Annotated in this window: 18 protein-coding genes, 1 tRNA gene and 1 other RNA gene; 11 read left to right on the plus strand and 9 right to left on the minus strand. The window is 60.6% G+C overall.

The window, feature by feature from the left end; genetic code table 11:
• Positions 1-95 precede the first annotated feature (95 nt).
• A complete protein-coding gene (locus DWX25_RS09445; protein ID WP_158550206.1) occupies positions 96-449 on the plus strand; it encodes a hypothetical protein in 354 nt (117 codons plus the stop codon).
• Positions 446-961, plus strand: a complete 516-nt coding sequence (locus DWX25_RS04085) for a PIN domain-containing protein (protein WP_158550205.1) — start codon at positions 446-448, stop codon at positions 959-961. Before DWX25_RS09445 ends, DWX25_RS04085 begins: the two co-directional genes overlap by 4 nt.
• Before the next feature lie 58 nt (positions 962-1019).
• On the opposite strand, the gene DWX25_RS04090 is transcribed toward DWX25_RS04085, so the two are convergent.
• Entirely contained in the window at positions 1020-1454 is a 435-nt protein-coding gene (locus DWX25_RS04090; RefSeq protein ID WP_117793970.1) for a hypothetical protein, read from the minus strand.
• 237 nt (positions 1455-1691) lie between these two features.
• Here DWX25_RS04090 and ssrA point away from each other — a divergent pair.
• From ssrA to DWX25_RS04130, 8 genes are all read left to right on the plus strand, one after another.
• Positions 1692-2055, plus strand: a transfer-messenger RNA (tmRNA) gene (ssrA, locus tag DWX25_RS04095).
• 583 nt (positions 2056-2638) lie between these two features.
• Positions 2639-3517 carry a patatin family protein gene (locus DWX25_RS04100; protein WP_117798979.1) on the plus strand — a complete coding sequence of 293 codons (879 nt, stop codon included), beginning with the start codon at positions 2639-2641 and terminating at the stop codon, positions 3515-3517.
• 157 nt (positions 3518-3674) lie between these two features.
• On the plus strand, positions 3675-4118 hold the full coding sequence (rplM, locus tag DWX25_RS04105; RefSeq protein ID WP_022094635.1) for a 50S ribosomal protein L13: 444 nt from the start codon (positions 3675-3677) through the stop codon (positions 4116-4118).
• 2 nt (positions 4119-4120) lie between these two features.
• A complete protein-coding gene (gene rpsI, locus DWX25_RS04110) occupies positions 4121-4516 on the plus strand; it encodes a 30S ribosomal protein S9 (protein WP_022094634.1) in 396 nt (131 codons plus the stop codon).
• Positions 4517-4639: 123 nt separating this feature from the next.
• The gene (glmM, locus tag DWX25_RS04115) at positions 4640-5977 is read left to right on the plus strand and encodes a phosphoglucosamine mutase (RefSeq protein ID WP_117734641.1); all 1338 of its coding nucleotides are present in this window, start codon (positions 4640-4642) and stop codon (positions 5975-5977) included.
• Between the two features lie 70 nt (positions 5978-6047).
• On the plus strand, positions 6048-6545 hold the full coding sequence (locus DWX25_RS04120) for a PTS glucose transporter subunit IIA (RefSeq protein WP_117798978.1): 498 nt from the start codon (positions 6048-6050) through the stop codon (positions 6543-6545).
• Between the two features lie 272 nt (positions 6546-6817).
• The gene (gene nagB, locus DWX25_RS04125; RefSeq protein ID WP_117734640.1) at positions 6818-7546 is read left to right on the plus strand and encodes a glucosamine-6-phosphate deaminase; all 729 of its coding nucleotides are present in this window, start codon (positions 6818-6820) and stop codon (positions 7544-7546) included.
• A gap of 448 nt (positions 7547-7994) precedes the next feature.
• Positions 7995-10994: a BTAD domain-containing putative transcriptional regulator gene (locus DWX25_RS04130; protein WP_117794783.1), complete on the plus strand. Its 3000-nt coding sequence runs from the start codon at positions 7995-7997 to the stop codon at positions 10992-10994.
• Between the two features lie 70 nt (positions 10995-11064).
• Here DWX25_RS04130 and DWX25_RS04135 read toward each other — a convergent pair whose 3' ends face one another.
• From DWX25_RS04135 to DWX25_RS04160, 6 genes are all read right to left on the minus strand, one after another.
• Positions 11065-11364, minus strand: coding sequence for a YhbY family RNA-binding protein (locus tag DWX25_RS04135; protein ID WP_006234690.1), 300 nt, complete (start codon positions 11362-11364; stop codon positions 11065-11067).
• Positions 11365-11522: 158 nt separating this feature from the next.
• Positions 11523-12290, minus strand: a complete 768-nt coding sequence (locus tag DWX25_RS04140) for a methyltransferase domain-containing protein (protein ID WP_233505607.1) — start codon at positions 12288-12290, stop codon at positions 11523-11525.
• Between the two features lie 318 nt (positions 12291-12608).
• Entirely contained in the window at positions 12609-13973 is a 1365-nt protein-coding gene (locus DWX25_RS04145; RefSeq protein WP_035136908.1) for a PFL family protein, read from the minus strand.
• 108 nt (positions 13974-14081) lie between these two features.
• Positions 14082-16640 carry a homocysteine S-methyltransferase family protein gene (locus tag DWX25_RS04150; RefSeq protein WP_199412315.1) on the minus strand — a complete coding sequence of 853 codons (2559 nt, stop codon included), beginning with the start codon at positions 16638-16640 and terminating at the stop codon, positions 14082-14084.
• A 9-nt stretch (positions 16641-16649) separates the two neighbouring features.
• Positions 16650-17438, minus strand: coding sequence for a vitamin B12 dependent-methionine synthase activation domain-containing protein (locus tag DWX25_RS04155; protein WP_117798977.1), 789 nt, complete (start codon positions 17436-17438; stop codon positions 16650-16652).
• Positions 17438-18310, minus strand: a complete 873-nt coding sequence (locus tag DWX25_RS04160) for a methylenetetrahydrofolate reductase (RefSeq protein ID WP_117798976.1) — start codon at positions 18308-18310, stop codon at positions 17438-17440. The genes DWX25_RS04155 and DWX25_RS04160 overlap by 1 nt, the downstream gene beginning before the upstream one ends.
• 498 nt (positions 18311-18808) lie before the next feature.
• Between DWX25_RS04160 and DWX25_RS04165 the strand changes: the two genes are divergently transcribed.
• Complete coding sequence (locus DWX25_RS04165) at positions 18809-20896, plus strand: glutamine synthetase III (RefSeq protein WP_117798975.1); 2088 nt, start codon at positions 18809-18811, stop codon at positions 20894-20896.
• Positions 20897-21127: 231 nt separating this feature from the next.
• Here DWX25_RS04165 and DWX25_RS04170 read toward each other — a convergent pair.
• Positions 21128-21204, minus strand: a tRNA-Glu gene (locus tag DWX25_RS04170).
• A 301-nt stretch (positions 21205-21505) separates the two neighbouring features.
• Positions 21506-23683: a MurT ligase domain-containing protein gene (locus tag DWX25_RS09645; RefSeq protein WP_233505218.1), complete on the minus strand. Its 2178-nt coding sequence runs from the start codon at positions 23681-23683 to the stop codon at positions 21506-21508.
• Between the last annotated feature and the right edge of the window lie 18 nt (positions 23684-23701).

Consider the following 23701-nt stretch of genomic DNA (forward strand, 5'->3'; position numbering starts at 1 on the left):
CCGCCAGGGTGCAGGCCTTCTTTTGTTTGACGAGATGTTAGCTCAGATATATGATCGTGCTAGCACTGCTAGTAAGTTCTGAAGGTGAGGTTGAGATGGCTACCGTTGGCAGCATGGCGCAGGTGAATGTTCGCGTAGATCGCTCGGTTAAAGAGCGCGCCGAGGAAGCGCTGCAGCTTTCGGGCAGGTCACTGCCTGAGCTCATCAAAAAGGTGGTGGCCAAGGTCGCGCAGGGTGGCGGGCAGTGCGAGGAAGTGCTTGCGGCCGTCGACGACCGGCGGCAGACCGTCGCGCCCGATACTCCGTTCGCCGCATCATGGGCGGCGGCGGATCAGCTTTACGCGGACCTGGGCATCGCTACGTCGCACGTATCCGACGATCGCGATTGGGACACAATCTATTCGGAAGCCATGGACGAGCGCTATCGCCAAAAGGGGATGATCGTGTGAGCGGGGCTCCCCTCAAAATAATGGTGGATGCCAACGTATGGGTTGATTCGTTTTGCGTCGACCATGCCGAGTCGCTTGCCGCGCGTGCGTTTATTGGGCGGGCGATGGAGACGGGGGCGTTGCTGTTCTTTCCGGTGCATATCGCTAAGGACGTGCTGTACGTTGTCCAACACGAGCTGAAGCGTAGCGTTCTTGCCAGCGGGGGAGCGCTCGACGAGGCTTCTGCCCGCGCGATTGGCGATGCGGCGCTGGCGTTTGTTCGAAATATGACCGAAAACGCCACGGCCGTGGGTGCAGATGCGTCGGATCTTTGGCTGGCCAACAAATATCTGACGCTCCATCGCGATTACGAGGACAACTTGGTGCTCGCCGCATGCAAGCGCGCGCAGGTTGATTACTTGGTAACTAACGATCGCAAACTGCTCGAACATGCCGATCTTGCAGCAAAGACACCTCGTCAAATGATGCCGATTCTTGCTTTGGCCAAACGCGGCGGCGCGGCTATCGGTTGACGCGAACTGCTTGCGGGCCTCTTGGACGACGATGATCCAAGGGGCCCGCGTCTGCTATTTACAAAAGCTCGGCCTTAATGGCGGGACTTTCTGCGAGCTGCTCGGCTGCCTTTTCGTCGGAGCTGTCGAGTACTGCCAGACTGCGATAGACCCACTCGTTGACCTGGGTGTTCTTGACGCCTGCGGTTTGCATGAGGGCGCCTACCTCGCGGATTGCTGCGAGCAGATCAGCCTTGGGACCCGCGAGCTCGACTTCGATGCCGTGGTAGGCGGCCACGCCGCGGTTCTCACTCACGTGGTCGATAAAGTCCTCGACGGTCTCAAGCTGCTGGGCGAGAGCTGCATCATCGTCAGCGTCCAGCGCGACGAGTGCGTTCGATACCGTGAGGGCGGGATGTCCGCAGGGGACAAAGCCCTCGATGACATCCATAGCTTCGGTAATGGTTGAGCCCAGGCCTGCGAGGGCATTGACGAGTTGCTGCTTGGTATCCATAACGGTCCTTTCGACGGGTCAATTGTGCTTGGCGAAAATATACGTGACGCGATCGGTAGCAAAAGTGCGAAGTACAGCGCACATTGGGGTCTTCACAGCTCGTGGATAGAACATCTGTCTTCCTTGAGAACGTGGTAACATAGCACTTCACAAGCGGGGCTCGCCCCGTATGTTCCTTGAAAAGTCGACGGCTGTTGGGTACTCGTGCCCAATGCCATCCAGACTTTACCGACATTCGGGGGCGACTGGTTTCGACACGATAGCTCTGAGAGAGGAAGCAAGCCGAGGTCTCCTCGCCTCGTTAAACAGGGGTACCGTCAAATTGAATTGACAACAACTCTTCTTTTGAGCCTATGGCTCTCGCTGCTTAGTTTATAGCGGCGCGTCAACCCGGTGATTTCCCCGACACCGGCGCGACGTCATTTTAGGGGAATGCTCCTGCGCACGTAATCGGTATGGCGCAGGCTAAGACCGAACCGGTTAGGACGCCGCGAGCGTGTCGCTGCGCGCAAAGCGTCCGAGACAAAACCAGCGACTGAGCTTGGAGATGCCAATCAGGGGGCTTTCGTGGACCGGAGTTCGATTCTCCGCGCCTCCACCACAAGTAATAGGCAGGTAGATATTCGTATCTACCTGCCTTTTTATTTCCAGCCCGTACCGCGGAGAATCGAACTCTATGCAGGGCGCGGGCGTAAAGAAAACGCGTGAGCGTTTTTAGCCCGCGGGCGAGGACGCCGGCAGGCGGCCGAAGCCGGTGCGGATTTGCGAAGCAAATACGCGGATTCTCCGCGCAAACTTCCGACTCAAAATGGATGCGATGTTTATCGAATCTCAGCTGGCCTCGCCCAGCATCAACGGATCCCCCCAAACCGCGGAGAATCGAACTCTATGCAGGGCGCGGGCGTAAAGAAAACGCGTGAGCGTTTTTAGCCCGCGGGCGAGGACGCCGGCAGGCGGCCGAAGCCGGTGCGGATTTGCGAAGCAAATACGCGGATTCTCCGCGCAATGCCTCGACTAGATATAGACGCGATGCCGATCGCGCTGCAGCCTGCCGTGCCCCGCAGCAACGCAGAGTGAGACGTGCTTTCCGCCAGCCGCCCCGCCCTCCTCAACTCCAAAACCTACACGCCCTCCATCCCAAAACTGGGTAGAAGAAGGCCAAAACGAAACAGCAGGAGGTCAACATGACTGCAGAAGATAAAGCAAAGAACGCCGGCAGGGTCGCGCTCGTCCTGGAGGGCGGTAGTTTTCGCGGGCAGTTTACCGCGGGCGCGCTCGACGTTCTCATGGAGGCCGGCGTCGAGATTCCGGCGGTATATGGCGTATCGGCCGGCGCCCTCAACGGCGTGAACTACAAGTCGCACCAGATCGGCCGTGCTAACCGCATCAACCTGGCTTTCTGCAACGACAACCGCTTCATGGGCGCCGCATCGTTTGCGTCCACGGGCTCCATCGTCGGCTACGACTTTATCTTCAACGATGTCCAGGACCGCCTGGATCCCTTTGACAGCGAGACGTTCGACGCGAGCCCCATCGAGATGTACGCCGTCGCGACGGACATGCTCTTTGGAACCGCCGCGTACCTGTCGGTCAAAAGCGCCGTGCTCGACCTCGACGCCGTGCGCGCATCGACGTCGCTGCCGCTGGTGACGCCGCCGGTCGAGATTGACGGGCACAAATACGTCGACGGTGGCGTAGCCGATTCGGTCCCCATCGAGCACGTGCTGGAGGAGGCAGGCTTCGATCGCGCGGTCGTCATTGTCACGCAGGACCGCTCGTACGAGAAAAAGCCCTACGAGTTTATGCCCGCCGCACGAGCCCGCTATGCCGACTACCCCTATCTGCTTGAGGCTATCGAGACGCGCCACGACCGCTATAACATCCAGCGCATGCATCTGTGGCAGTATGAGCGTGAGGGCCGTGCGCTGGTCGTTGCTCCGCAAAAGCCGGTCGAGGTCGGCCATGTTGAGCACGATCCGGCAAAGCTCCTCGACCTGTATATTCAGGGCCGCCAGGAGGCAAAGCGCTTGCTGGGAGATATCGAGGCGTTTGTCGAGCGCTAGTGTCGCGACGTCATGACCCATGGACGACATGTGCAGAAACTCTGGTCGGAGCCAAAATACCTGTTGACTCGTACGGCGAGCGGGGTAATATGGACGGGTTACTTGCAGAGCCCCGTGAATCTCTGTAACAACACGTACTGTACATGGAGGAGTCTAAGTGATTTCGAAATCGACTCACTACGCCAAGCAGGGCGAGGTCCAGCGCAACTGGGTTCTCGTCGACGCCGATGGTGCTGTCCTGGGCCGTCTTGCCACCCAGATCGCAATGATCTTGCGCGGTAAGAACAAGCCTCAGTTCACGCCCAACAGCGACTGCGGCGACTTCGTTGTCGTCATCAACGCCGATAAGGTCCAGCTTACCGGTAACAAGGCCGACACGAAGACCTATTATCGCCACAGCGGCTACAACGGCGGCCTTAAGGCTGAGAGCTTCCGCCAGGCTATGGAGAAGCACCCGGAGAAGGTCATCGAGCGCGCTGTTCGCGGCATGCTGCCCAAGACCACCCTCGGCCGTGCCCAGATGACCAAGCTTAAGGTCTACGCTGGTGCCGAGCATCCGCACGCTGCCCAGAACCCCACGAAGATTGAGCTGGAGGCTTAAAGATGGCTGAGAACACCGTTGTCTACCAGGGTACCGGCCGTCGTAAGAACGCCGTCGCCCGCGTCCGTCTCGTCCCCGGCACCGGCAAGGTGACCATCAACAAGCGTGACGCCGAGCAGTATTTCGGCCGTCATCAGCTCGTTGAGAACGCCCTTGCTCCCTTCAAGGTGACCGACACCGCCGGTCAGTTCGACGTTATCGCTCTGTGCGATGGCGGCGGCATCTCCGGTCAGTCTGGCGCTCTGCGCCTGGGTATTGCTCGCGCTCTTCTGAACGCTGGCGACTACCGTGCTGATCTCAAGAAGGCCGGTTTCCTTACGCGCGATGCTCGCGTGGTCGAGCGCAAGAAGTACGGCCTCAAGAAGGCCCGCCGCGCTCCCCAGTTCTCCAAGCGCTAAGGTTTTATCTCCTTTCGAGATACAATGTACAAGCGGGGCCTGCCGATTCCTCGGCGGGTCCCGCTTTTCTTTTTCGACTAGGGTGGGCGGTTGCATATCGCCTGCTAGGGAAGGAGCGATCCTATGCCCCAGAACATCTTCGGTACCGACGGCGTCCGTGGCGTCGCCAATGCCGGCCTCTCGTGCGACCTCGCGTTTCGCCTGGGCCGCGCGGCGACCAAGTTCCTTGGTCCGGATATCTGTGTCGGCCGCGACACGCGTCTTTCGGGCACCATGCTCGAGAGCGCTCTGACCGCCGGCATCATGGCCGAGGGCGGCCGTCCGCACTGCTGCGGCGTCATCCCCACGCCGGCCGTGGCCCTGCTCACCGTTCAGAACGAGCTCGACGGCGGCATCGTCATCTCTGCTTCGCATAATCCGCCGGAGTTCAACGGCATCAAGTTTTTTAGCCGCAAGGGCATGAAGCTTCCCGATGCTGTCGAGGAAGAGATCAGCGCCTGGGTCATGTCCGAAGAAGCCATGGCTGCCGACACGCTGCCGACCGGTGCCGGCGTGGGCCACATCATTAAGATGAAGGATGCCCGCAAGGCATACGTCGACCACGCCATCGATACGCTTGATGGCCTGAGGCTCGACGGCCTGGTCGTTGCCGTCGACTGCGGTCACGGTGCTTCCTGCCAGACTACGCCCGCCGCTCTGCAGCGCTTGGGTGCCACGGTCCATGCCATCAACACCGATTACTGCGGCACTGACATTAACGTTGAGTGCGGCTCCACTCACCTCGAGCCCCTGCGCGAGCTCGTACTGCGCACCCATGCTGACATCGGTCTGGCCCACGACGGCGACGCCGACCGCGTACTGTTCGTGGACAGCGAGGGCAATGAGATCGACGGTGACTACATCCTGGCTATCTGCGGTTCTGACCTCGCCGCTCGCGGCAAGCTCGCCAACTCCGAGATCGTCTCGACCGTCATGTGCAACCTTGGCTTCTCCATCGCTATGAAGGAGCAAGGCTTCGAGATGGTTCAGACTGCCGTGGGCGACCGCTACGTTCTGGAGCGCATGCTCGCGGACGGCGCCGTCATCGGCGGCGAACAGTCCGGCCACATCATCTTCCTGGAGCACAACACCACCGGTGACGGCCTGGTGACGGCTCTGCAGCTGCTGGCCGTGCTCAAGCGCACCGGTCGTACCCTCACCGATCTTGCCGGCATCATGAAGAAGTACCCGCAGGTACTCGTTAACGTGCATTCCGACAACAAGGCTGGTCTGGACGATTGCCAGCCCATCTGGGATGCCGTCGCTGCTGCCGAGAAGGAGCTTGACGGCCGCGGCCGCATTCTGGTGCGTCCGAGCGGTACCGAGCCACTGGTCCGCGTGATGGCCGAGGCCGAGACGCACGAGCTGACCCAGCGCGTTGTCGACGACATCGTCGAGGTTGTCAAGCGCGAACTTCCCTAATGGTCAAAAATGGGTGCCAAGTGGTAAACTGTTAAGGTTATTTGATTGATTGGTATGTCCGAGGGGGAGCATGTTCACTAAAGTCCTAAGGTCTTTTGGTATGCGTGGTCGAGTCCTTACGCTGGATGCTCCCATCTCGGGCGACGTCATTCCGCTCTCCGAGGTAAACGACCAGACGTTTGCCACCGGTCTTTTGGGCCAGGGCGTGGCGATTCAGCCCACCGGAACGCGTGTGATTGCACCGGCTGATGCCAAGGTCGAGGCCATTTTTCCCACGGGGCACGCCGTTGCGCTTAACACGGTCGATGGCCTGGACGTGCTCATCCACGTTGGTTTGGACACTGTTCAGCTCGAGGGCAAGTACTTTACCGTACATGCGCAAGTGGGTGACATCGTCCATAAGGGCGATGTGCTCATTGAGTTTGATCGCGAGGCAATTGCTGCCGAGGGCTACGATGTGACGGTTCCCATCTTGGTGTGCAACTCCGTTGAGTTCTCGAGCATCAAGGGCTCCGTTGGCGTGCATGTCGAAGAGATGGACCAGCTCATCGTTGCTCGCGAGCGCTAGCAAGTGCACGTGGCCATTAGCCTACAATTCAAACACGTTTACGGAGGGGGCCCTTGAAAGAGGGCGCCCTCCGTGGCAAGATGGGATTTGTCCGAAGCTAAAAGGCTTCGGGTCACCGTGGACGGGCAGGGGCCTCGACGCGGCTAGACACGAGACACATACATTACGCGACCTCGCCCTGGTGGCCGCACACGTTGGTTGCGGCCGACGCGGGCCGCGGGCAAGTGCTTGTAAGGGGAGCCTTGCCTCTCTTGTACGAGAAAGGATGCGTAATGAAGATCATTAAAGCTAAAGACTACGAGGATATGAGCCGCAAGGCCGCCAATATTATCTCGGCGCAGGTTATCCTCAAGCCCGACTGTGTGCTGGGCCTTGCCACCGGCTCTACCCCGATCGGTGCCTACAAGCAGCTCGCTGCTTGGTACAAGAAGGGCGACGTCGACTTTGCCGAGGTCAGCACCTACAACCTGGACGAGTATCGCGGCCTTTCGCACGACGATCCCCAGAGCTATCACTACTTTATGCGTAAGAACTTCTTCGATCACATCAACATCGACCTGAACAACACGCATGTGCCCGACGGTTCCAACCCCGATGCCGCCGCTGCCTGCTCTGAGTACGACAAGGTCGTCGCTGCCGCCGGTTATCCCGATCTGCAGCTGCTCGGCATTGGTAACAACGGTCATATCGGCTTCAACGAGCCCGACGACCACTTCTCCAAGGGCACGCACTGCGTCGATCTCACCGAGAGCACCATTCAGGCCAACAGCCGTCTGTTCGACAGCATCGACGATGTCCCTCGTCAGGCCTACACCATGGGTACCCAGACCATCATGTATGCCCGCATGATCCTGGTCGTCGCCAACGGCGAGGCCAAGGCTCAGGCCGTGCATGACATGTGCTATGGCCCGGTTACGCCCGAGTGCCCGGCTTCGATCCTACAGCTGCACACCAACTGCGTTGTCGTTGCCGACGAGGCCGCCCTTTCGCTCTGCGAGTAGCGCGAATCCTGCACCTCGACATAGCCTTGCCTAAGGCCTCCGCATTGCGGGGGCCTTTTTGCTATCCCTTTCCGCCCACTTGACCAAGATCTTGCCGCAAGCTTGACGAATGCTGGATGCCCAACAGCTTGATTCATCCCATACCATATTCTATGCAAAAATGCCACTAAAAGGTCGTAGACGGTAGCGGGTGCTAGGCGAGTTGAATGACATGGCTGAACCTTGTTCATTTACGTTACACTGCCGCTTAGATGGGACAAGCTGACAAGCTCATTTACCTGCTTAAAGACCGATTAGTCGGGGGATTAATAACAATCTGCCCTTGCTGTACAAAAACTTGCCGCTTGCGTACCAAAAGACAACCTAAAGCACAAGGTCGCTCTATTCATAGCGCGGCCTGTATGGTCTTGCGGTTACAGTGTCCATACGGTCGAGTTGAGGAGTGGGCATGGTAAACGATTTGAGCAGTATAGACGACCTCGAGCTGATGCCGCTGGGCGGAGGCTATATGGTGCGCCGCGAACGCTTGATGAATGAGCTTATAGCCAAGGGCCGAAAGGCCGGAATCGTGGTTCTTTATGCGCCCGACGGGTTTGGGAAGACCTCGGTGCTGCTGCAGTACACCCATGAGGTTAAATGCGACCCGACGCGAGGCCCCGTGCGGATTATCGAGGCCGATCGCGCCATTGGGCGCGAGGTGTTTATGCAGCTCGAGGTGGTTACCGAAGAACTCAAAGACAAACCGCACTCCCTTATCGCAATCGATAATGTGCCAAACCTCGATCAGCACGATACCGAAGACCTCATCGACAGGATTCGCGGCCTGCGCGCTATGGGGGTAGGGGTCTTTATCTCCTGCCGTCCTTCAAATCGTCAGCTGATTCACGGGCTGGGCGATTCGGTTAAGATCAATGCGCAGATGCTCAAGGTGCATGCCTATGAGTATTCGGCGTGGGCATCGGCGTTTTCGATCAGCACGTCGCTCGACTTTTATCAGCTCACGCAGGGCGTGCCCGAGCTTGTTTCGGCATTGCAGACGGGTCTGTATGGCCAAGGCGACGTAGCCGGTCTGCTCGAAAACGAGATTGTCAACGTATATGGCGCGGCACTTGCCGATCTGGCTTCGCTCGACAATAATGCGCTGTTTTGCGTGGCATGTCTCATGATTTTGATGGGCGAGGGCAATATCGCAGAACTCGAGGCTTGTGGGGTGAGGCTGTCGATGGTCGACCAGTCCTACTTTGTACGCGACTACCCGATCTTTGGCTTGGACCCCGCCGAGCGGAGTTTTACGTGTCTGGGTACGGAGGATAACGGACGCTTGCGTTTGCGTAAGTTGGTGGCCGAGGTTCGCCCCGAACTTGTTCCGAGGGCGGCCCGGATTTTGCTTAAGGCGGGCCGATGCGATGCGGCGATGGGCCTAGCGGACGCCTTTTTGGACCGTGATGCGGTCCTTGAACTTGCTGGTCAGTATGGGGTCGATCTTGCTCTGACGGGGCACGGGGCCGATATCTGCCGAGCGGCGCTGGGCACGATCGATGTCGACGATCCGGCTCCAGAGCCAACGCCTGCCGAGGCGCTTGGCGTATATCTGGCAGCGGTCAGCGTGTCCAATACAAAGCTCGCTCGCTATATGGCATCGGTTATCGAGCGCGGGGGCGAACGGGCGGCCTGCGAAATAGACCCTGTTTCATGGAGGGTGGCCCAGACACTGACGGCTGTTTGCTATGGGGACAACGGGCTTGGGCTTCCTGCGAACCTGGCCGTGCCAGAAATCGAGACATCCCATACTGCACTCGATATGTTGTCCGCGCATATCGAGGTCAAGCGCTGTCTGACCGAGCGGGGAGATGACGGCGGCGTTCTACAGCGGCTCAAAACGAGCAAGGCCTACGACTGTGAGCTCGACATTGCGGGGATTGTTACACGGGCCGATAGCATGCTGGTGGAGCTCTTTGATGGGTCGTTCGCGGGAACCGACGAGCGCGACGACGAGATGACGGTGGTGCGGGAGGCGCTCGACGTGCGTGGGCTTAAGGCGATGGCTATCTGGGTGCGTATGGTGTTGGCGGCACGGCGGCTCCTTTCCGGCTTGCCGGTAACCGACGACGCGGCGTTCAACGAGCTCGATCGTTTTGCCGTGCGCATGCGCGACAACCAGATTCAGCTGTTTGGCCTGTTGCTAGAAGGCTGGCAGTCGCTGGCAGAGGGACGGCCGGTTAATGCAAAGTTCCGTGCGGTCCAAGTGCTCAAACTTGCCGAGGAGTCGATTGCGTACATGCGCGATAACGCATTGCTGCTGGAGCGCGCGGCGTATCTGCGTAACACCTCGATGGTTTCGGTGCGCGAGGAAGCGGAGTTACTCGATATAAGCCAGACGCAGGTTGGTGGAGCGGAGGCCTGGATGGTGGCGCTGCATTTGGCCTGTGCGGGTCGAGACAGCGACCTTGCGGCCTGGATGTCCATGAATCGTGCGGGGATTCTAGAGCCATCGTATCGGCTCTTTGCGCGCCTTGCCATGCATTGTCTGGGCGAGCCGGCGGCCAGGATACGCAAGAAGCTTCCCGTGCGCGAGCTGTCGCGGTACTCGCTGCGCGACGATTTGGAAGGGGAGGGCGAGCGCCTGTTCCAGGCCAGCGAGGTTGAAGCCGTTGATACCATCGACCATATCGAGATTCGCATGTTTGGTGCGTTTCGCGCCGAGCGCGACGGGTTTCCCATCACGGATAAAATGTGGCGCCGCAAGAAGGCGGCGACGCTTGCCGAGCGGCTTGCACTGGGCATGGATGCGCTCGTCGACCGCGAGACGCTGGCAATGGAGCTGTGGCCCCATGCCGAGTTTAATAGCGCCCGTAACAACCTGTACTCGACGATATCGCGCTTGCGGTCGGCTTTGGGACCGACGCCGGATGGCAAGTCGTGTGTACTCATCCAAAATGAATGCATCGGACTCAACGGCGACTACGTCAAGACCGATGTGCGGCTGTTTGACCAGATAAGCCGTGAGGTTTTGGGAAATCGTACGGGTGCGCGCGGGCCCCATTTAGTTGAGCTGTGCCTTAAGATTGAGCAGCTTTATGCCGGACCGCTGTATGTTCCCAATGGCTGTAATCCCACCTACTTTTTGCGTATGCGACGCATTATGCAGTCAAAGTACATCGATTGCATGATTAAGGGAGCAAATGCATCTCTAGAAGAAAACGATCTGCAGTCGGCGATTTGGCTGGCGGAGTCGGGGCTTCGGCAGGAAACGGCGCGTGAGGATATGGTGCGCTGTGCCATGCGTGTCTACAGTGCGGCGGGGCGGAGGCGCGATATCGTCGAGCTGTACAGCGGGCATATGCACCATCTGAGGGAGCAGGTCAATGGCGTACCCGAGCCCGAGACGCGGCGTCTATATGAGCGCTTGGTGGAGGGTCGGCTCAACCGCGTGCTGGTCGAGCGATAAAAAAACGGGCGCCCGAAGTACTTGGGCGCCCGTAAGCTTGCTATGTGTTGGCTCGCCGGATCATTGGCTCTTAGACGAGCTTGATCTTCTCGATATCCTTGCGCGAGGACTCTCGATACAGCGAGAACTTGCGGCCGATGACCTGGACGACCTCGGCGTGGCAGCGCTCAGCGAGCTCTTCGGCGGCCTCGCGGGCGGAAAGACTGGAGCCGTCCAGCACGGAGCACTTAACGAGCTCGTGCTTCTCCAGGTAGGCGACCGTCTGCTCGACGGTGCCCTCGTTGACATCGGACTTGCCGATGATGATGGCGGGGTTGAGGTGATGGGCCATGCTGCGAAGCTGCTTGACCTGGGCTCCTGTCAGTGCCATGGGTTCTCGCTTTCTATGTATGGGGCGCCCCGCGACGGGGCCTAAATCTACGTGATCTGTCCCACGATAGCGCAGGAACGGCGCGGTGTGGAGTGCGTTTGCCCAGTTCGCAAAGAATGCGGATGCCGAGTGAGTGGGCGGTGCGGGCTGCGAACAGGCTATGAGCTGGGCGCAGAGACCGGCTCCCATGCAATAAACGCCCAACGAACCTTGCGGACATGATCGAGCATACGGGAAAAATCCGCCACACCTGCTTCAAGGCTGTCGAAGGTATCGCGACGATGCGATTCAAAGTACGTGACCTGCGGCAGCGCACCCATCTGAATAAGGATATTAAAGGCATACACAAAGCCATTGCTGCAGGTAACGGAGGCGCCGATGGCGTTCATCAGGTGCAGATCATAGCGCGGGCTGGAGTTGGCGACCATCGTGACGGCACAACGCCGACGAGCCGTACGATCAAGCTTGGCAAGCGCACCTTTTAGATTAGTCGTCGTAACCGACCGACTGGCAAAGGCAACATCCACCGCCTTTGCGACCGGTCCAACCAAATCCCAATCATCATCCCAAGCAAGCTCAAGCGGCGTAATGCGATTCTCGAGCCCATAGTACTCAATGCCAGCATCAAGCGTGCCCAACATAGCAGGGGAGAAATCAGCCGCAATCACAGGATGCCCAGCCTGAGCAAGCGGAATAGCAATCGACCCAGCCCCACATCCCATATCCAGTGCGGATTCACTAGGCTTTAACGCCAACAGCTTCATAAAATTCCGAGCATACGGGGCAGTCTCCAGCGGACGAAAATGCCGAGCCCGCTTATCCCACTCAAAAGAATCATCAGCCCGCCGCCGATCAACTTGCAGGCGCATCCATTCGCCATTCCAATCCGCAGAAAGCAGCTCAGAACGATTCTCCCCATCAACCACGGGCCAACCTCCTAGCAACAAAAAAGCGACTCCTCCCAAAAGAAGAGCCGCAACCAGCATATATCAGAAAAAGAACCGTTCCACTGCCAAGCCGCCGTACCAGCCTAGTGGTGCAGGAGCGAAGCAACTGCAACCGGGATAGAACCCAACTGAGGTCCCGTTGTGCGGGAGCCCCGGGGAGGGCAAATATATAAGGTCGATCGCGAGTTCCGCACGAGCCGGAGAGCACTTAATGTGCTCTCCGTGCGAGTCAGGACTGTTCGAGCAGGCGACCTTATATATTTGCCCTCCCCGGGGCTCCTCGCCCGAACCCCTCAGCTAGTTCTTGAGCGAGTTCAGCGGTGCCGGGAAGCGTCCACCGCGATGGGCAAGCACGGTGCCGGCGTTGGGGTTCACCGGCATGATGGGTGCACGGCCGAACAGGCCGCCGTACTCGACGCAGTCGCCCACGCCCTTGCCAATGGCGGGAATCACGCGGACGGCCGTGGTCTTGTTGTTGATGACGCCGATGGCCATCTCGTCGGCGATGATGCCGGCGATGGTCTCGACCGGGGTGTCGCCGGGGATAGCGATCATGTCCAGGCCGACGGAGCACACGCAGGTCATGGCCTCGAGCTTCTCGAGCGAAAGCGCACCGGCCTCGACGGCGGCGATCATGCCGGCATCCTCGGACACGGGGATGAAAGCGCCGGAGAGACCACCCACGCTGGAGCTGGCCATGACGCCGCCCTTCTTGACGGCATCATTGAGCATGGCGAGGGCGCAGGTCGTGCCCGGGCCACCGCAGGTGCCCACGCCGATGATCTCGAGGATGCGCGCAACGGAGTCGCCGATGGCAGGCGTGGGAGCCAGCGACAGGTCGACAATGCCTTTCTCGACACCCAGACGATGGGCGGCCTCGCGGCTCATGAGCTCGCCGGCGCGGGTGATCTTAAAGGCGGTCTGCTTAATCTTCTCGGCGACCTCCATCATCGATGCGGAATCGGGCAGCGTCTCCAAGGCTGCGGCCATAACGCCGGGGCCCGAGACGCCTACGTTGATGACGGCGTCGGCCTCGCCACCGCCGTGGACGGCGCCCGCCATAAACGGGGAGTCCTCGACCATGTTGGCAAAGCAGACAAACTTGGAGGCGCCAACGGAATCCTGGTCGGCCGTGAGCTTGGCGGCGTCGATGATGGTCTGGGCGGCCATGAGCACGGCATCCATGTTGATACCGGCGCGCAGGCTAGCGACGTTGACGCTGGAGCAGACGCGGCTGGTGGTAGCGAGCGCCTGGGGGATTGACTGGATGACGCGGCGGTCGGCGTCGCCGATGCCCTTCTGGACGAGTGCGGAGAAGCCGCCCAGGTAATCGATGCCGAGCGTCTCTGCCGCGCGGTCGAGGGCATGCGCGATGGGGGTGAGGTCCTCATCCTTGCAGCACGCGGCGATCTGCGCCACCGGGGTGACGGAAACGCGCTTGTTGACGATGGGGATACCGTACTCGCGCTCGAGGTTCTCGGCGGTCTCGACCAGATGTTCAGCCGTGTGCGTCACGTGGTCGTAGATCTTCGTGCACATGCGGTCGAGGTTCTCGTCACCGCAACCCATGAGCGAAACACCCATGGTGATGGTCCTGATGTCGAGGTTCTGCTCCTCAACCATGCCGCGGGTTTCCGCGATTTCTGCGGGCGTGATCGCCATCCTTGCGCTCCTATCTGCCAAAACGAGCATAGTCTTTTCTATTCTAACGTGCCGCACGTGCCAAGTGGCGCGTGCGGCACGTTTTGGTGCGGGGTTGTTTCCGTTGTGTTACCGCCCAAAGACCTCTTCGGCGATACGGGCGCTTTCGGCGGCGTCCTTGGCGTAGTAGTCCGCGCCGATCTGCTTGGCGTATTCGGGGGTGAGTACGGCGCCGCCTACGATGATCTTGACGTCCGGCACCTCGGCATGAAGCAGCTTGATGGTCTCTTCCATGGCCACGACGGTGGTGGTCATAAGCGCCGAGAGGCCGACGAGCTTGATGTCGCGCTTCTTGACGGTCTTGAGTACCTCCTGCGGATCGACGTCGCGGCCCAGGTCAAAGACGGTGTATCCGTAGTTGTCGAGCAGCATCTTAACGATGTTTTTGCCAATATCGTGGATGTCGCCCTTGACGGTGGCCACGCAGATCTTGCCCTTGTCGGCAATCTCGCCGGCGGGCATCAGGCGCTTGATGGTGTCGAAGCCCACGCGTGCGGCCTCGGCCGAGGCCATAAGCTGCGGCAAGAAGAACTTGCCCTGGTCAAAGAGGACGCCAACCTCGTCGAGGGCGGGGATAAAGTGATTGTTGATGAGGTCCATGGCATCGTGGTCTGCCAGCAGACGCTCGGTCTCGGCGGCGATCTCGCCTTTGCGGCCCGAGACGACCATGCGACGAATCGGGTCGTTGTTGCCGTCGGTGCCGGCGGTGCCAGCAGCGGGCGCAGCGTCGGTCGATACCGCCTGGGCCGCCGCCGGGTTCGCGGCGATCTTGTACGGATCGGTCCAGCCGGCGTAGCGCTCGATGTATCCGGTCGAGCCCTCGTCCTCAACGCTCAAGACGCGATAGCTGCAGACGGTATCCATAAAGCGCTTGGAACCCGGGTTCATGATGGGGGCGTCCAGGCCAGCGCCAAAGGCGGCAGCCAAAAAGACCGAACCCAGGAGCGGCCGCGCGGGCAGGCCAAAGCTGATGTTCGACACGCCGAGCGCGCATTTGACGCCCAGGCGCTCCTTGCACAGGGACATGGCGCGCAGGATCTGCTCGGCCTGGCGCTGGTTGGTTGAGGCGGTCATGACCAGGCAGTCGATGAGGATGCGGTCCGGTCCGATGCCGTAGCGGGCGGCCTCGGCCACGATGCGCTCGGCGATGGCGAAGCGAGCCTCGGCGGTATCGGGGATGCCGCCTTCGTCGAGCGTGAGGCCGACGACATTGGTGCCGTAGTGGGCGACCAGCGGAAAGATCTCATTCATGATCTGCTGCTTGCCGTTGACGGAGTTGATGATGGGCTTGCCGGCATAGCGGCGTACGGCGGCCTCGACGGCGGCGGGATCGGTGGAGTCGATCTGCAGCGGCAGCAGCGTGGAGCCTTGGAGCTGCTCGGTCGCCTGTTGAATGATCTTGACCTCGTCGATCTCGGGCAGGCCCACGTTGACGTCCAGGATGTCAGCGCCCTGCTCCTGCTGACTGATGCCCTGGCTCACGACGTAGTCCAGGTCTCCGTCGCGCAGGGCCTGCTGCAGGCGCTTTTTGCCGGTGGGGTTGATGCGCTCGCCGATGACGGCGATCTTGTGGCCGTCGCAGGGAAGGTCCACCACGGTCTGGGCGCTCGTGACCGACATGCTGGGCTTGCGGTGACGCGGGCTGGGCGTGTGGTTGTCGATGAGCGTGCGCAAGGCGGCCATGTGCGTGGGCGTGGTGCCGCAGCATCCGCCGACGACGCCAACGCCGTCCTCGATCATGCCGGCGACGGCCTCAGCGTACTCGGGTGTCTGGACATCAAAGACGGTGTTGCCGTTGTCGTCCACGCGGGGGAGTCCCGCATTGGCCTGCACCATAACGGGCTTGTCGGTAACGGTGAGCATGCGTTCGGCGAGCCCGCGGAGCTCGGCCGGTCCCTGACTGCAGTTGATGCCCAAAACGTCGGCGCCGATGGCGTCGAGCGTGATGGCGGCGACCTCGGGGCTTGTGCCCAGGAAGGTGCGTCCGTCTTCCTCAAAGGTCATGGTGGCAAAGACGGGCAGGTCGGAGTTCTCGCGGCAGGCGAGGACTGCCGCCTTGATCTCGGCCAGGTCGGTCATAGTCTCGATAATAAAGAGGTCGACGCCCGCAGCGACGCCGGCGCGCACTTCCTCGGCAAAGAGGTCGTAGGTCTCGTCGAAGCTGAGGGTGCCCAGGGGGCGCAGCAGGGCACCGATGGGGCCGATGTCGCCGGCGACGTAGCGGGCGCCGGCCTCGCGGGCGCAGGTGACGGCCGCGGCAAAGACGTCTGCCACGGTGGCAGCACCGTCGAGCTTGTGGGCGTTGGCGCCAAAGGTGTTGGCGGTGATCACGTCACAGCCAGCCCCGACATATTGACGTTGGATATCGGTGATAACCTGGGGCTCCTCAAAGTTGAGCAGCTCGGGCAGAGCGCCCGCCTTCATGCCGGCGGCCTGCAGCATGGTGCCCATGCCGCCGTCAAACAGCAGGTGCCCCGTGCCCTCGATGGCCGCACGCAGGCGTTCATCCTTAATGTGCAGGTCGTCGATCGTGCGCGTCTTGTACGCGGCGCCGTTGCAGCGCGCAGTATTGACAGGTGCCGCCAGCGCAGTACCGTCAGAATCATGAGTGATAAGCGGAGTAAACATCGATGGCTCCTAATGGCTGGAATAGCAGGTGGTGTGGGCGGCGCGGAAGCGGCAGTGCTCACGCATGCGGCAGATAGTGCAGGTGGGGCGGCTCTGGGCGTCGTGGACCTCGCCGTCAAACAGACCGATCACCGCGGTCACGCTCTTGGTGGGCATGAGCAGGCTGGTAGGTGTGACGGTAAGCCCGATGAGCCGTGTGGCGTTGAGCACATTTACGATCGAGCGCTGTGCCGTAAGCGGGCAGTCGCCGTAGCCGGGACTGAAGCGCCAGTTACCGGCGAGTCCGTGTGCGGCGGCCGCGGTCTTGACTTGCTGGTCCATCTGCTCGACGGCGGCTTCCACATAGGCAGAGCACGCGGCGTCGAGCACTGCCCCCTCCAGGGGTTGCTGGGCTCCCGTGGTGCGCAGACGACGCTCGGCGTCCATGCCGAGGGTGCATGCCATGAGCGCGGCAAAGCGGGCGTCTTTGAGATGTCGATAGACATCGCGACCCCGCAGCTCAACGTTCGTGCCAACCAAGCGGATGCAGGGCTCACCCTGCTCGTCGACGCCCGTGGCATCGACGGCAAACACGCATCGCACGCCACGGGGCTCAATGTCCAGTTCTAGGCGCTCGACCACAAGCTCAATTCGTCGTGACAGTTCAGGCTCAATCTGCTGACCGCCGTAGCCCAGATAGCGCAGCATCTCGGCACGGTCGACTCGGGGATGATGGGCAGTGTCGATACGGTAAAGCGCCGGCGACGCAAGGTCAGCCGGCACTTCGACAGTGGTTGTATCGATGTGCGGTTTTTCCATTACCCTAGGCGCTCCATAATGGTCGCGGCGATCGCAGGACGATTCATAGTGTACAGGTGCAGACCGTCGGCACCGTGCTCTTTGAGGTCGCAAAGCTGGCGGGTGGCATACTCTACACCGGCTGCCTGCAGGCTCTCGGGGTCGTTCTCGTACTTGGCGAGAATCTTGATGACGGGGGAGGGCAGCGACGCTCCGCACATAAAGACCATGCGGCTGATCTGGGACTTGCTCATAAACGGCATGATGCCCGCGGTGATGGGCACCGTGATGCCCGCTTTATCGGCAAGCTCGCGGAAGCGGTAGAAGCACTCATTATCAAAGAAAAGTTGCGTCACAAAGAAGCTTGCGCCGGAGTCCTGCTTTTGCTTGAGGTATTCGACCGAGAGGCTGAGGTCCTCGCAGGCAATGTGGCCCTCGGGGTAGGCCGCAGCGCCCACGCAAAAGCCGGCGTCGACGAGCTCGGGGATGAGGTCGCGGGCGTGGGCGTATTCGGAGGCGGGCTTGTCGTCCTCAGTCGCGCCGGCAGGGAGATCGCCACGCAGCGCCAGGATGTTATTCACGCCGGCGGTGCGGTACTCATCGATCTTGGCGGCGATATCGGCATGCGTGCGGCCGACGCAGGTGAGGTGCGCCACCGAGGGCGTATCGAATTCGCTCGTAATCATATGCGCGATGGGGGCGGTGGTGGCGCCGTTGCCCGAGCCGCCGGCAGAGCAGGTGACCGAGACAAAGCTCGGCGAAAGCTTGCACAGACTGCCTGCCACCTTGCGAGCCGTATCGAGGGTGAGCTCGCCCTTGGGCGGGAACATCTCAAACGAAACGGGCACGGTGCCCAGGGATGCCGCCTGCTTAAAAACCTCGTCGACGCGCATATCGTGCTCCTTTAGATACTTTAGTGCGATGTGTTGTAAGGATTCTACAGCACCGCTGCGCCACGCTGGAGTTTTACTTGCCATTTGGGAATACCAATCGAAGATGCTTCGCTATCGTCATTCCCTATAACAACGTAGCTCATTTGGGACGTGCCTCTATAGCCATCAACCAGTTGCCCAGGGTAGTCTTTTTGGGACGGGGCTTTTTTAGCTACCCTATGTCAAATATTGCCTTGAGCTTCGAAGATACCGGATGGGTAGCTAAAAAAGCCCCGTCCCAAAAAGACTACCCTTAAACCATGCGGGGAGGTCTGCAATTTATGCAGTTCGTTGGCTGTTGAGGGTGGTAATAATCCTGTGTTGCTGTAACCTCATTGATTGGTTTCGTGACAGCAACATAACGGTAATGTCGCGGAAACACGGCGAGTCTAAGCTAAGGCTCGTTCGTTAGTAATCAACACCGCTTCTCACGCGGTGCCGATACGAAGGGAGTTCCGTATGGCCGAACTTACTGACCGCTTCGGGACCATGGTGTTCTCTGAGGAAGTCATGAAGGACTGCCTCCCCAAGGACATTTGGAAGCGCCTTGCTGCAACCCTCGAGGGCGGTGAGCCGCTCGACCTAGATGTGGCCAACGCCGTTGCCCATGCCATGAAGGTCTGGGCCATCTCCAAGGGTGCTACGCACTACGCGCACTGGTTCCAGCCGCTTTCGGGCATCACTTCCGAGAAGCACGACAGCTTCCTCGAGCCTAACCACGACGGCACCGCCATTACCAAGTTTACGGGCAAGAACCTCATCCAGGGTGAGCCCGATGCCTCCAGCTTCCCCAACGGCGGCCTGCGCGCCACCTTCGAGGCCCGTGGCTACACCGCTTGGGATCCCACCAGCCCCGCCTTTATCAAGGACGATGTCCTGTGCATCCCCACGGCTTTCTGCTCCTACACGGGCGAGGCCCTGGACAAGAAGACCCCGCTGCTGCGCTCCATGACCGCGCTCTCGCGTGAGTCCAAGCGCGTTTTGGCGCTGTTCGGCAAGACGCCAAAGAAGGTCGTTCCTTCCGTGGGCGACGAGCAGGAGTACTTCCTGATCAAGAAGGACGCTTACCGCAAGCGCAAGGATCTGGTCATCACCGGCCGCACCCTCTTTGGTGCTGCCCCCTGCAAGGGCCAGGAACTCGAGGAGCACTACTTTGGCGCTATCCGCCCCACCGTCTCGGCCTATATGAAGGATCTGGACGACGAGCTGTGGGCGCTCGGCATTCCCGCCAAGACCAAGCACAACGAGGTCGCTCCCTGCCAGCATGAGCTCGCCCCCGTCTACGGTGAGGTCAACGAGGCCATCGACCAGAACTTGGTCATGATGGAGAAGATGAAGCTCATCGCCTCCCGCCACGACCTGGTCTGCCTGCTGCACGAGAAGCCGTTCGAGGGCATCAACGGTTCGGGCAAGCACAACAACTGGTCGCTCGGCACCGAGTCCGAGAATCTGCTCGATCCGGGTGACACCCCGCTCGACAACCTGCAGTTCATCGTCTTCCTCACCGCGGTGATCGAGGCCGTCGATAACTATCAGGAGCTCCTGCGTGCCTCTGTTGCCTCGGCCGGCAATGACCATCGTCTGGGCGCCAACGAGGCTCCTCCGGCGATTATGTCCATCTTCCTGGGTGACCAGCTTACCGAGGTTGTCGAGAAGATCATCGATGGCAAGGCTTCCGTCCATGCCACGCGCGGCGTGCTCGACCTGGGCGCCGATACCCTGCCCAAGCTGATGCAGGACAACACCGATCGCAACCGCACCTCCCCGTTTGCCTTCACCGGCAACAAGTTCGAGTTCCGTGCCTGCGGCTCCGAGCAGAACGTCTCCGACTCCAACCTGGTGCTCGATGCCGCCGTGGCCAAGTCGCTCAAGTCCTTCGCCGACGCGCTTGAGGGCACGCCCGAGGATAAGTTCCAGGACGCCGCGCTCGAGTACTGCAAGAAGGTCCTGACCGATCACCAGCGCATCCTGTTCTCTGGCGACGGCTACTCCGATGAGTGGCCCGTTGAGGCCGAGAAGCGCGGCCTTGCCAACAACAAGACCACGGCCGATGCCCTGCCCGCCTTTGTTTCCGATAAGGCCATTGCGCTCTTTGAGGAGACGGGTGTCCTGACCCGCGCCGAGGCTCAGTGCCGCTACGACTGCAAGCTCGAGAAGTACAACAAGCTCATGAACATCGAGGCCACCACGATGGTTCGCGAGGCACGCCGTACCTATCGCCCGGTCATTACCGCCTATGCCACCAAGGTCGCTAAGGGCCTTGAGGCTATCCGTGCCGCCGGCGCCGAGGCCGCCATGCAGTGTGAGCAGAACACGCTCAACAAGCTCTGCAACGGCATCACTACCATCAACGACTCCATCAAGGCGCTCGACGCCGTGCATCAGAAGGCCGAGGCCCTCGATGGCCAGGAGCAGGCCAACGTGTACGCGCACGAGGTCGTTCCCGCTATGGATGCGCTGCGTGCCGCCGTGGACGCTATGGAGGAGATCGTGGCCGCCGACTACTGGCCGGTCCCGACCTACGACGATATCCTGTTCTACGTGTAACAGACACGTTTGATTATGCGCGCGAAGGGGGTCTCGCCTGTGCGAGGCCCCCTTTTTGCTGCTCAGATCTATTATGGACGTGCTGCCGGGCAAGCGTTTCGTGCGAGGCATCTCAAAAGATGTAACCTGTTTTGGCGCACATTTGGCGCACATGTGCCGAAACGAAAACAGGCCAAGATGAAAAACGAACCCGCGCGACTTAACATCGCGCGGGTTCGAACAAAATGCAAATGGTGCCCCCAGCGGGATTCGAACCCGCGATATCCACCTTGAAAGGGTGGCGTCCTTGGCCGCTAGACGATGGGGACAGCGGGAAAGAGTATAGCAGACTTTTTTGCCGGCGCGTATATCGTTGGCAAACTGGAAAACCACCACATAGGAGCTGGCTCTCTCAATCCCGATTTTCAAACATCTCAATCTGTAACATCTGGGCTGATAAATCGGCTCTATGTGTTACAGATCGAGACAAAAGGCAGGCGTCGGGACGAACATCTCATTCTGTAACAGTAAGACGACTTTTAACGGTCTAGATGTTACAGATTGAGACAAACCGCTGGGACGGGTCAAAACCACCACAAAGGTGCCTGTCCCCTTTGTGGTGGTGGGGTGCTAGGGGAGGAGCTTCATCGCGGCGTCGTGGGCAGCGTGCTCGTAGGTGTCGTCGAGGGGTTTGAGCGGCAGCAGGGCGGCGGCCTGTGCGTCGCCACGGCGCTCGAGGGCGTGGGCGATGAGCCAGTCGGCGAGCTCGGGGTTCTTGGGCAGTGCCGGTCCGTGTAGGTACGTGCCGATGACACCCTTGTAGATGAGACCCTCAAAGCCATCGTCGCCGTTGTTGCCGGTGCCCGTGACGACGGACGTTCCAAGCGGCGTGGCATCGGCGTCCAAAAGCGTGCGGCCGCCGTGGTTCTCGAAGCCAACAAAGGGCTCGGGCGCCAGGTCGGTCTTGACGGCGACGTTGCCGATCAGGCGGTCGGAACCGCGCACGGTCTCGGCGGCAATGACGCCCAGGCCCTCGATGCGATTTTCGCCCATATAGTACGAACGGCCGAGCAGCTGATAGCTGCCGCAGATGGCGAGCAGCGAACCGCCGTCCTCAACATAGGCTGCGACCTTGTCTTTTTGGGCGAGCAGCTCGTGTGCCACGGCTAGCTGGTCGCGATCGGATCCGCCGCCCATCATGACGATATCGGCATCATGCAGATCGAGCACCTCGCCCATGCGGACCTCATCCACGCGAACGGGGATGCCGCGCCAGGCGCAGCGGCGCTCGAGGGCGATGACGTTGCCGCCGTCGCCATAGAGGTTGAGGGCATCGGGATACAGGTAGACGATGAGCAGCGGGCGCGAGAGCTCGACTGGCGCGACGCCAACGGGGACGGCACTGCCATTGGTGCACTTTGCAGCGTGGGCGGCAACCGTAGCCGCATCGGTGTCTTTAAGTCCGTCGAGCTCCTTGACCAGCGGTGGAAAGGCCGTGTAGTTGGCGACGGCGTAGAAGGTGTCATCGGCGGCCTCGTCTGCCACGGCGCCAATTGCCTGCGCGACGTCCGAGATAATCGCGGCATCGATGCCGGCGTACTTGAGGCGCACTTGCATGTCGTGCGCGCGTGTGCCGCCGGCAAAGGCGACAAGCCCCGTTGTGTCGGCGATGCGCTCAAAGTCGACGTCGTAGATCCACGATACATCGTGGCCGTCGGCATCGTTGTCATTGAGGAAGAAAGCGCAGAGTCTGCCGCCGGCCGTCTTGATGGACTGGATTTGTCGATCGAAGCCTACGGGATTCTTGGCCAGGTTGGCCTCGACGGTGCGGCCGGCGATATCCCAGCGCCCCATACGACCACCGGCGGGCACATAGGCATCGAGCGTAGGCTGCAGAAGCGCCGCGTCCACGCCCAATTCGTGCGCGGTAAAGAAGGCGGCGGCAACGTTATAGACCATGTACAGGCCGTTGTAGCGCGTGGCGATGTGTACGGCAGCCGCGTCGGGCGCAGATCCAAAGACCAGGTCAAAGCCGTAGCCGTCGCAGCCGAGCTCCACGCCCGTCACGCGACGGACAAGCCCAGGGCGGGCCCAGCCGCACGAGGGGCAATGATAGGCGCCAAGTTGCCCGTACTGCACATAGTCGTACTCCAACGGTGCGTTGCACTGTGAGCAAAAACGTGAGTCGCTAATGCGGTCGGACTCGGTGTTGGTGGCGCCGTCGATGCCAAAGGCGATGCTTGCATTGGGAACGCGCGCGGCGATCGCGGCACACAGCGGGTCGTCGGCGTTGTAGATGAGCGTTGTTGCCGGAGAGAGCTCCAACGCATGGGCGATGACGTCTTGGGTATGGTCGATCTCGCCGTAGCGGTCTAGCTGGTCGCGGAACAGGTTGAGCAGCACAAAGTACGTCGGCTTGAGCTTGGGCAGAACGCGTACGGTGTAAAGCTCATCGCACTCAAAAACGCCCACGCGCTTGCCGCTGGCAGTGTGCTTAAGGCCGCCGCGGGCCTCGAGCAGCGCGCCCACCACGCCCGGCTCCATGTTGTTGCCGGCGCGGTTGCATACCACGGTAGCACCGCTGGCAGCAACGGCGTCGGCGATGAGGTTGGAGGTGGTGGTCTTGCCGTTGGTGCCGGTGATCACTACGCTGCGGTCGACAAGGCCCGCGAGGTCGCTCAGCAACTCGGGGTCGATCTTCATGGCGATGCGGCCGGGGAGTACGCCGCCCTGGCGCTTAAGGACGGAGCGCAGTCCCCAGCGAGCGATATCGCTCGAGGTGCAGGCAAGAGATGAGCGGAGGTTCATGAAACCGTTCCTAACGTA

The sequence above is a fragment of the Collinsella sp. AF18-8LB genome, assembly GCF_003459795.1.
Lineage (GTDB): Bacteria > Actinomycetota > Coriobacteriia > Coriobacteriales > Coriobacteriaceae > Collinsella.

Excerpts from the sequence above, each read along its gene's own strand:
- DWX25_RS09445 (WP_158550206.1), top strand. The coding sequence starts at position 96 with ATGGCTACCGTTGGCAGCATGGCGCAGGTGAATGTTCGCGTAGATCGC.
- DWX25_RS04090 (WP_117793970.1), bottom strand. The coding sequence starts at position 1,454 with ATGGATACCAAGCAGCAACTCGTCAATGCCCTCGCAGGCCTGGGCTCA.
- DWX25_RS04100 (WP_117798979.1), top strand. The coding sequence starts at position 2,639 with ATGACTGCAGAAGATAAAGCAAAGAACGCCGGCAGGGTCGCGCTCGTC.
- rpsI (WP_022094634.1), top strand. The coding sequence starts at position 4,121 with ATGGCTGAGAACACCGTTGTCTACCAGGGTACCGGCCGTCGTAAGAAC.
- glmM (WP_117734641.1), top strand. The coding sequence starts at position 4,640 with ATGCCCCAGAACATCTTCGGTACCGACGGCGTCCGTGGCGTCGCCAAT.
- DWX25_RS04120 (WP_117798978.1), top strand. The coding sequence starts at position 6,048 with ATGTTCACTAAAGTCCTAAGGTCTTTTGGTATGCGTGGTCGAGTCCTT.
- nagB (WP_117734640.1), top strand. The coding sequence starts at position 6,818 with ATGAAGATCATTAAAGCTAAAGACTACGAGGATATGAGCCGCAAGGCC.
- DWX25_RS04130 (WP_117794783.1), top strand. The coding sequence starts at position 7,995 with ATGGTAAACGATTTGAGCAGTATAGACGACCTCGAGCTGATGCCGCTG.
- DWX25_RS04135 (WP_006234690.1), bottom strand. The coding sequence starts at position 11,364 with ATGGCACTGACAGGAGCCCAGGTCAAGCAGCTTCGCAGCATGGCCCAT.
- DWX25_RS04145 (WP_035136908.1), bottom strand. The coding sequence starts at position 13,973 with ATGGCGATCACGCCCGCAGAAATCGCGGAAACCCGCGGCATGGTTGAG.
- DWX25_RS04150 (WP_199412315.1), bottom strand. The coding sequence starts at position 16,640 with ATGTTTACTCCGCTTATCACTCATGATTCTGACGGTACTGCGCTGGCG.
- DWX25_RS04155 (WP_117798977.1), bottom strand. The coding sequence starts at position 17,438 with ATGGAAAAACCGCACATCGATACAACCACTGTCGAAGTGCCGGCTGAC.
- DWX25_RS04160 (WP_117798976.1), bottom strand. The coding sequence starts at position 18,310 with ATGCGCGTCGACGAGGTTTTTAAGCAGGCGGCATCCCTGGGCACCGTG.
- DWX25_RS04165 (WP_117798975.1), top strand. The coding sequence starts at position 18,809 with ATGGCCGAACTTACTGACCGCTTCGGGACCATGGTGTTCTCTGAGGAA.
- DWX25_RS09645 (WP_233505218.1), bottom strand. The coding sequence starts at position 23,683 with ATGAACCTCCGCTCATCTCTTGCCTGCACCTCGAGCGATATCGCTCGC.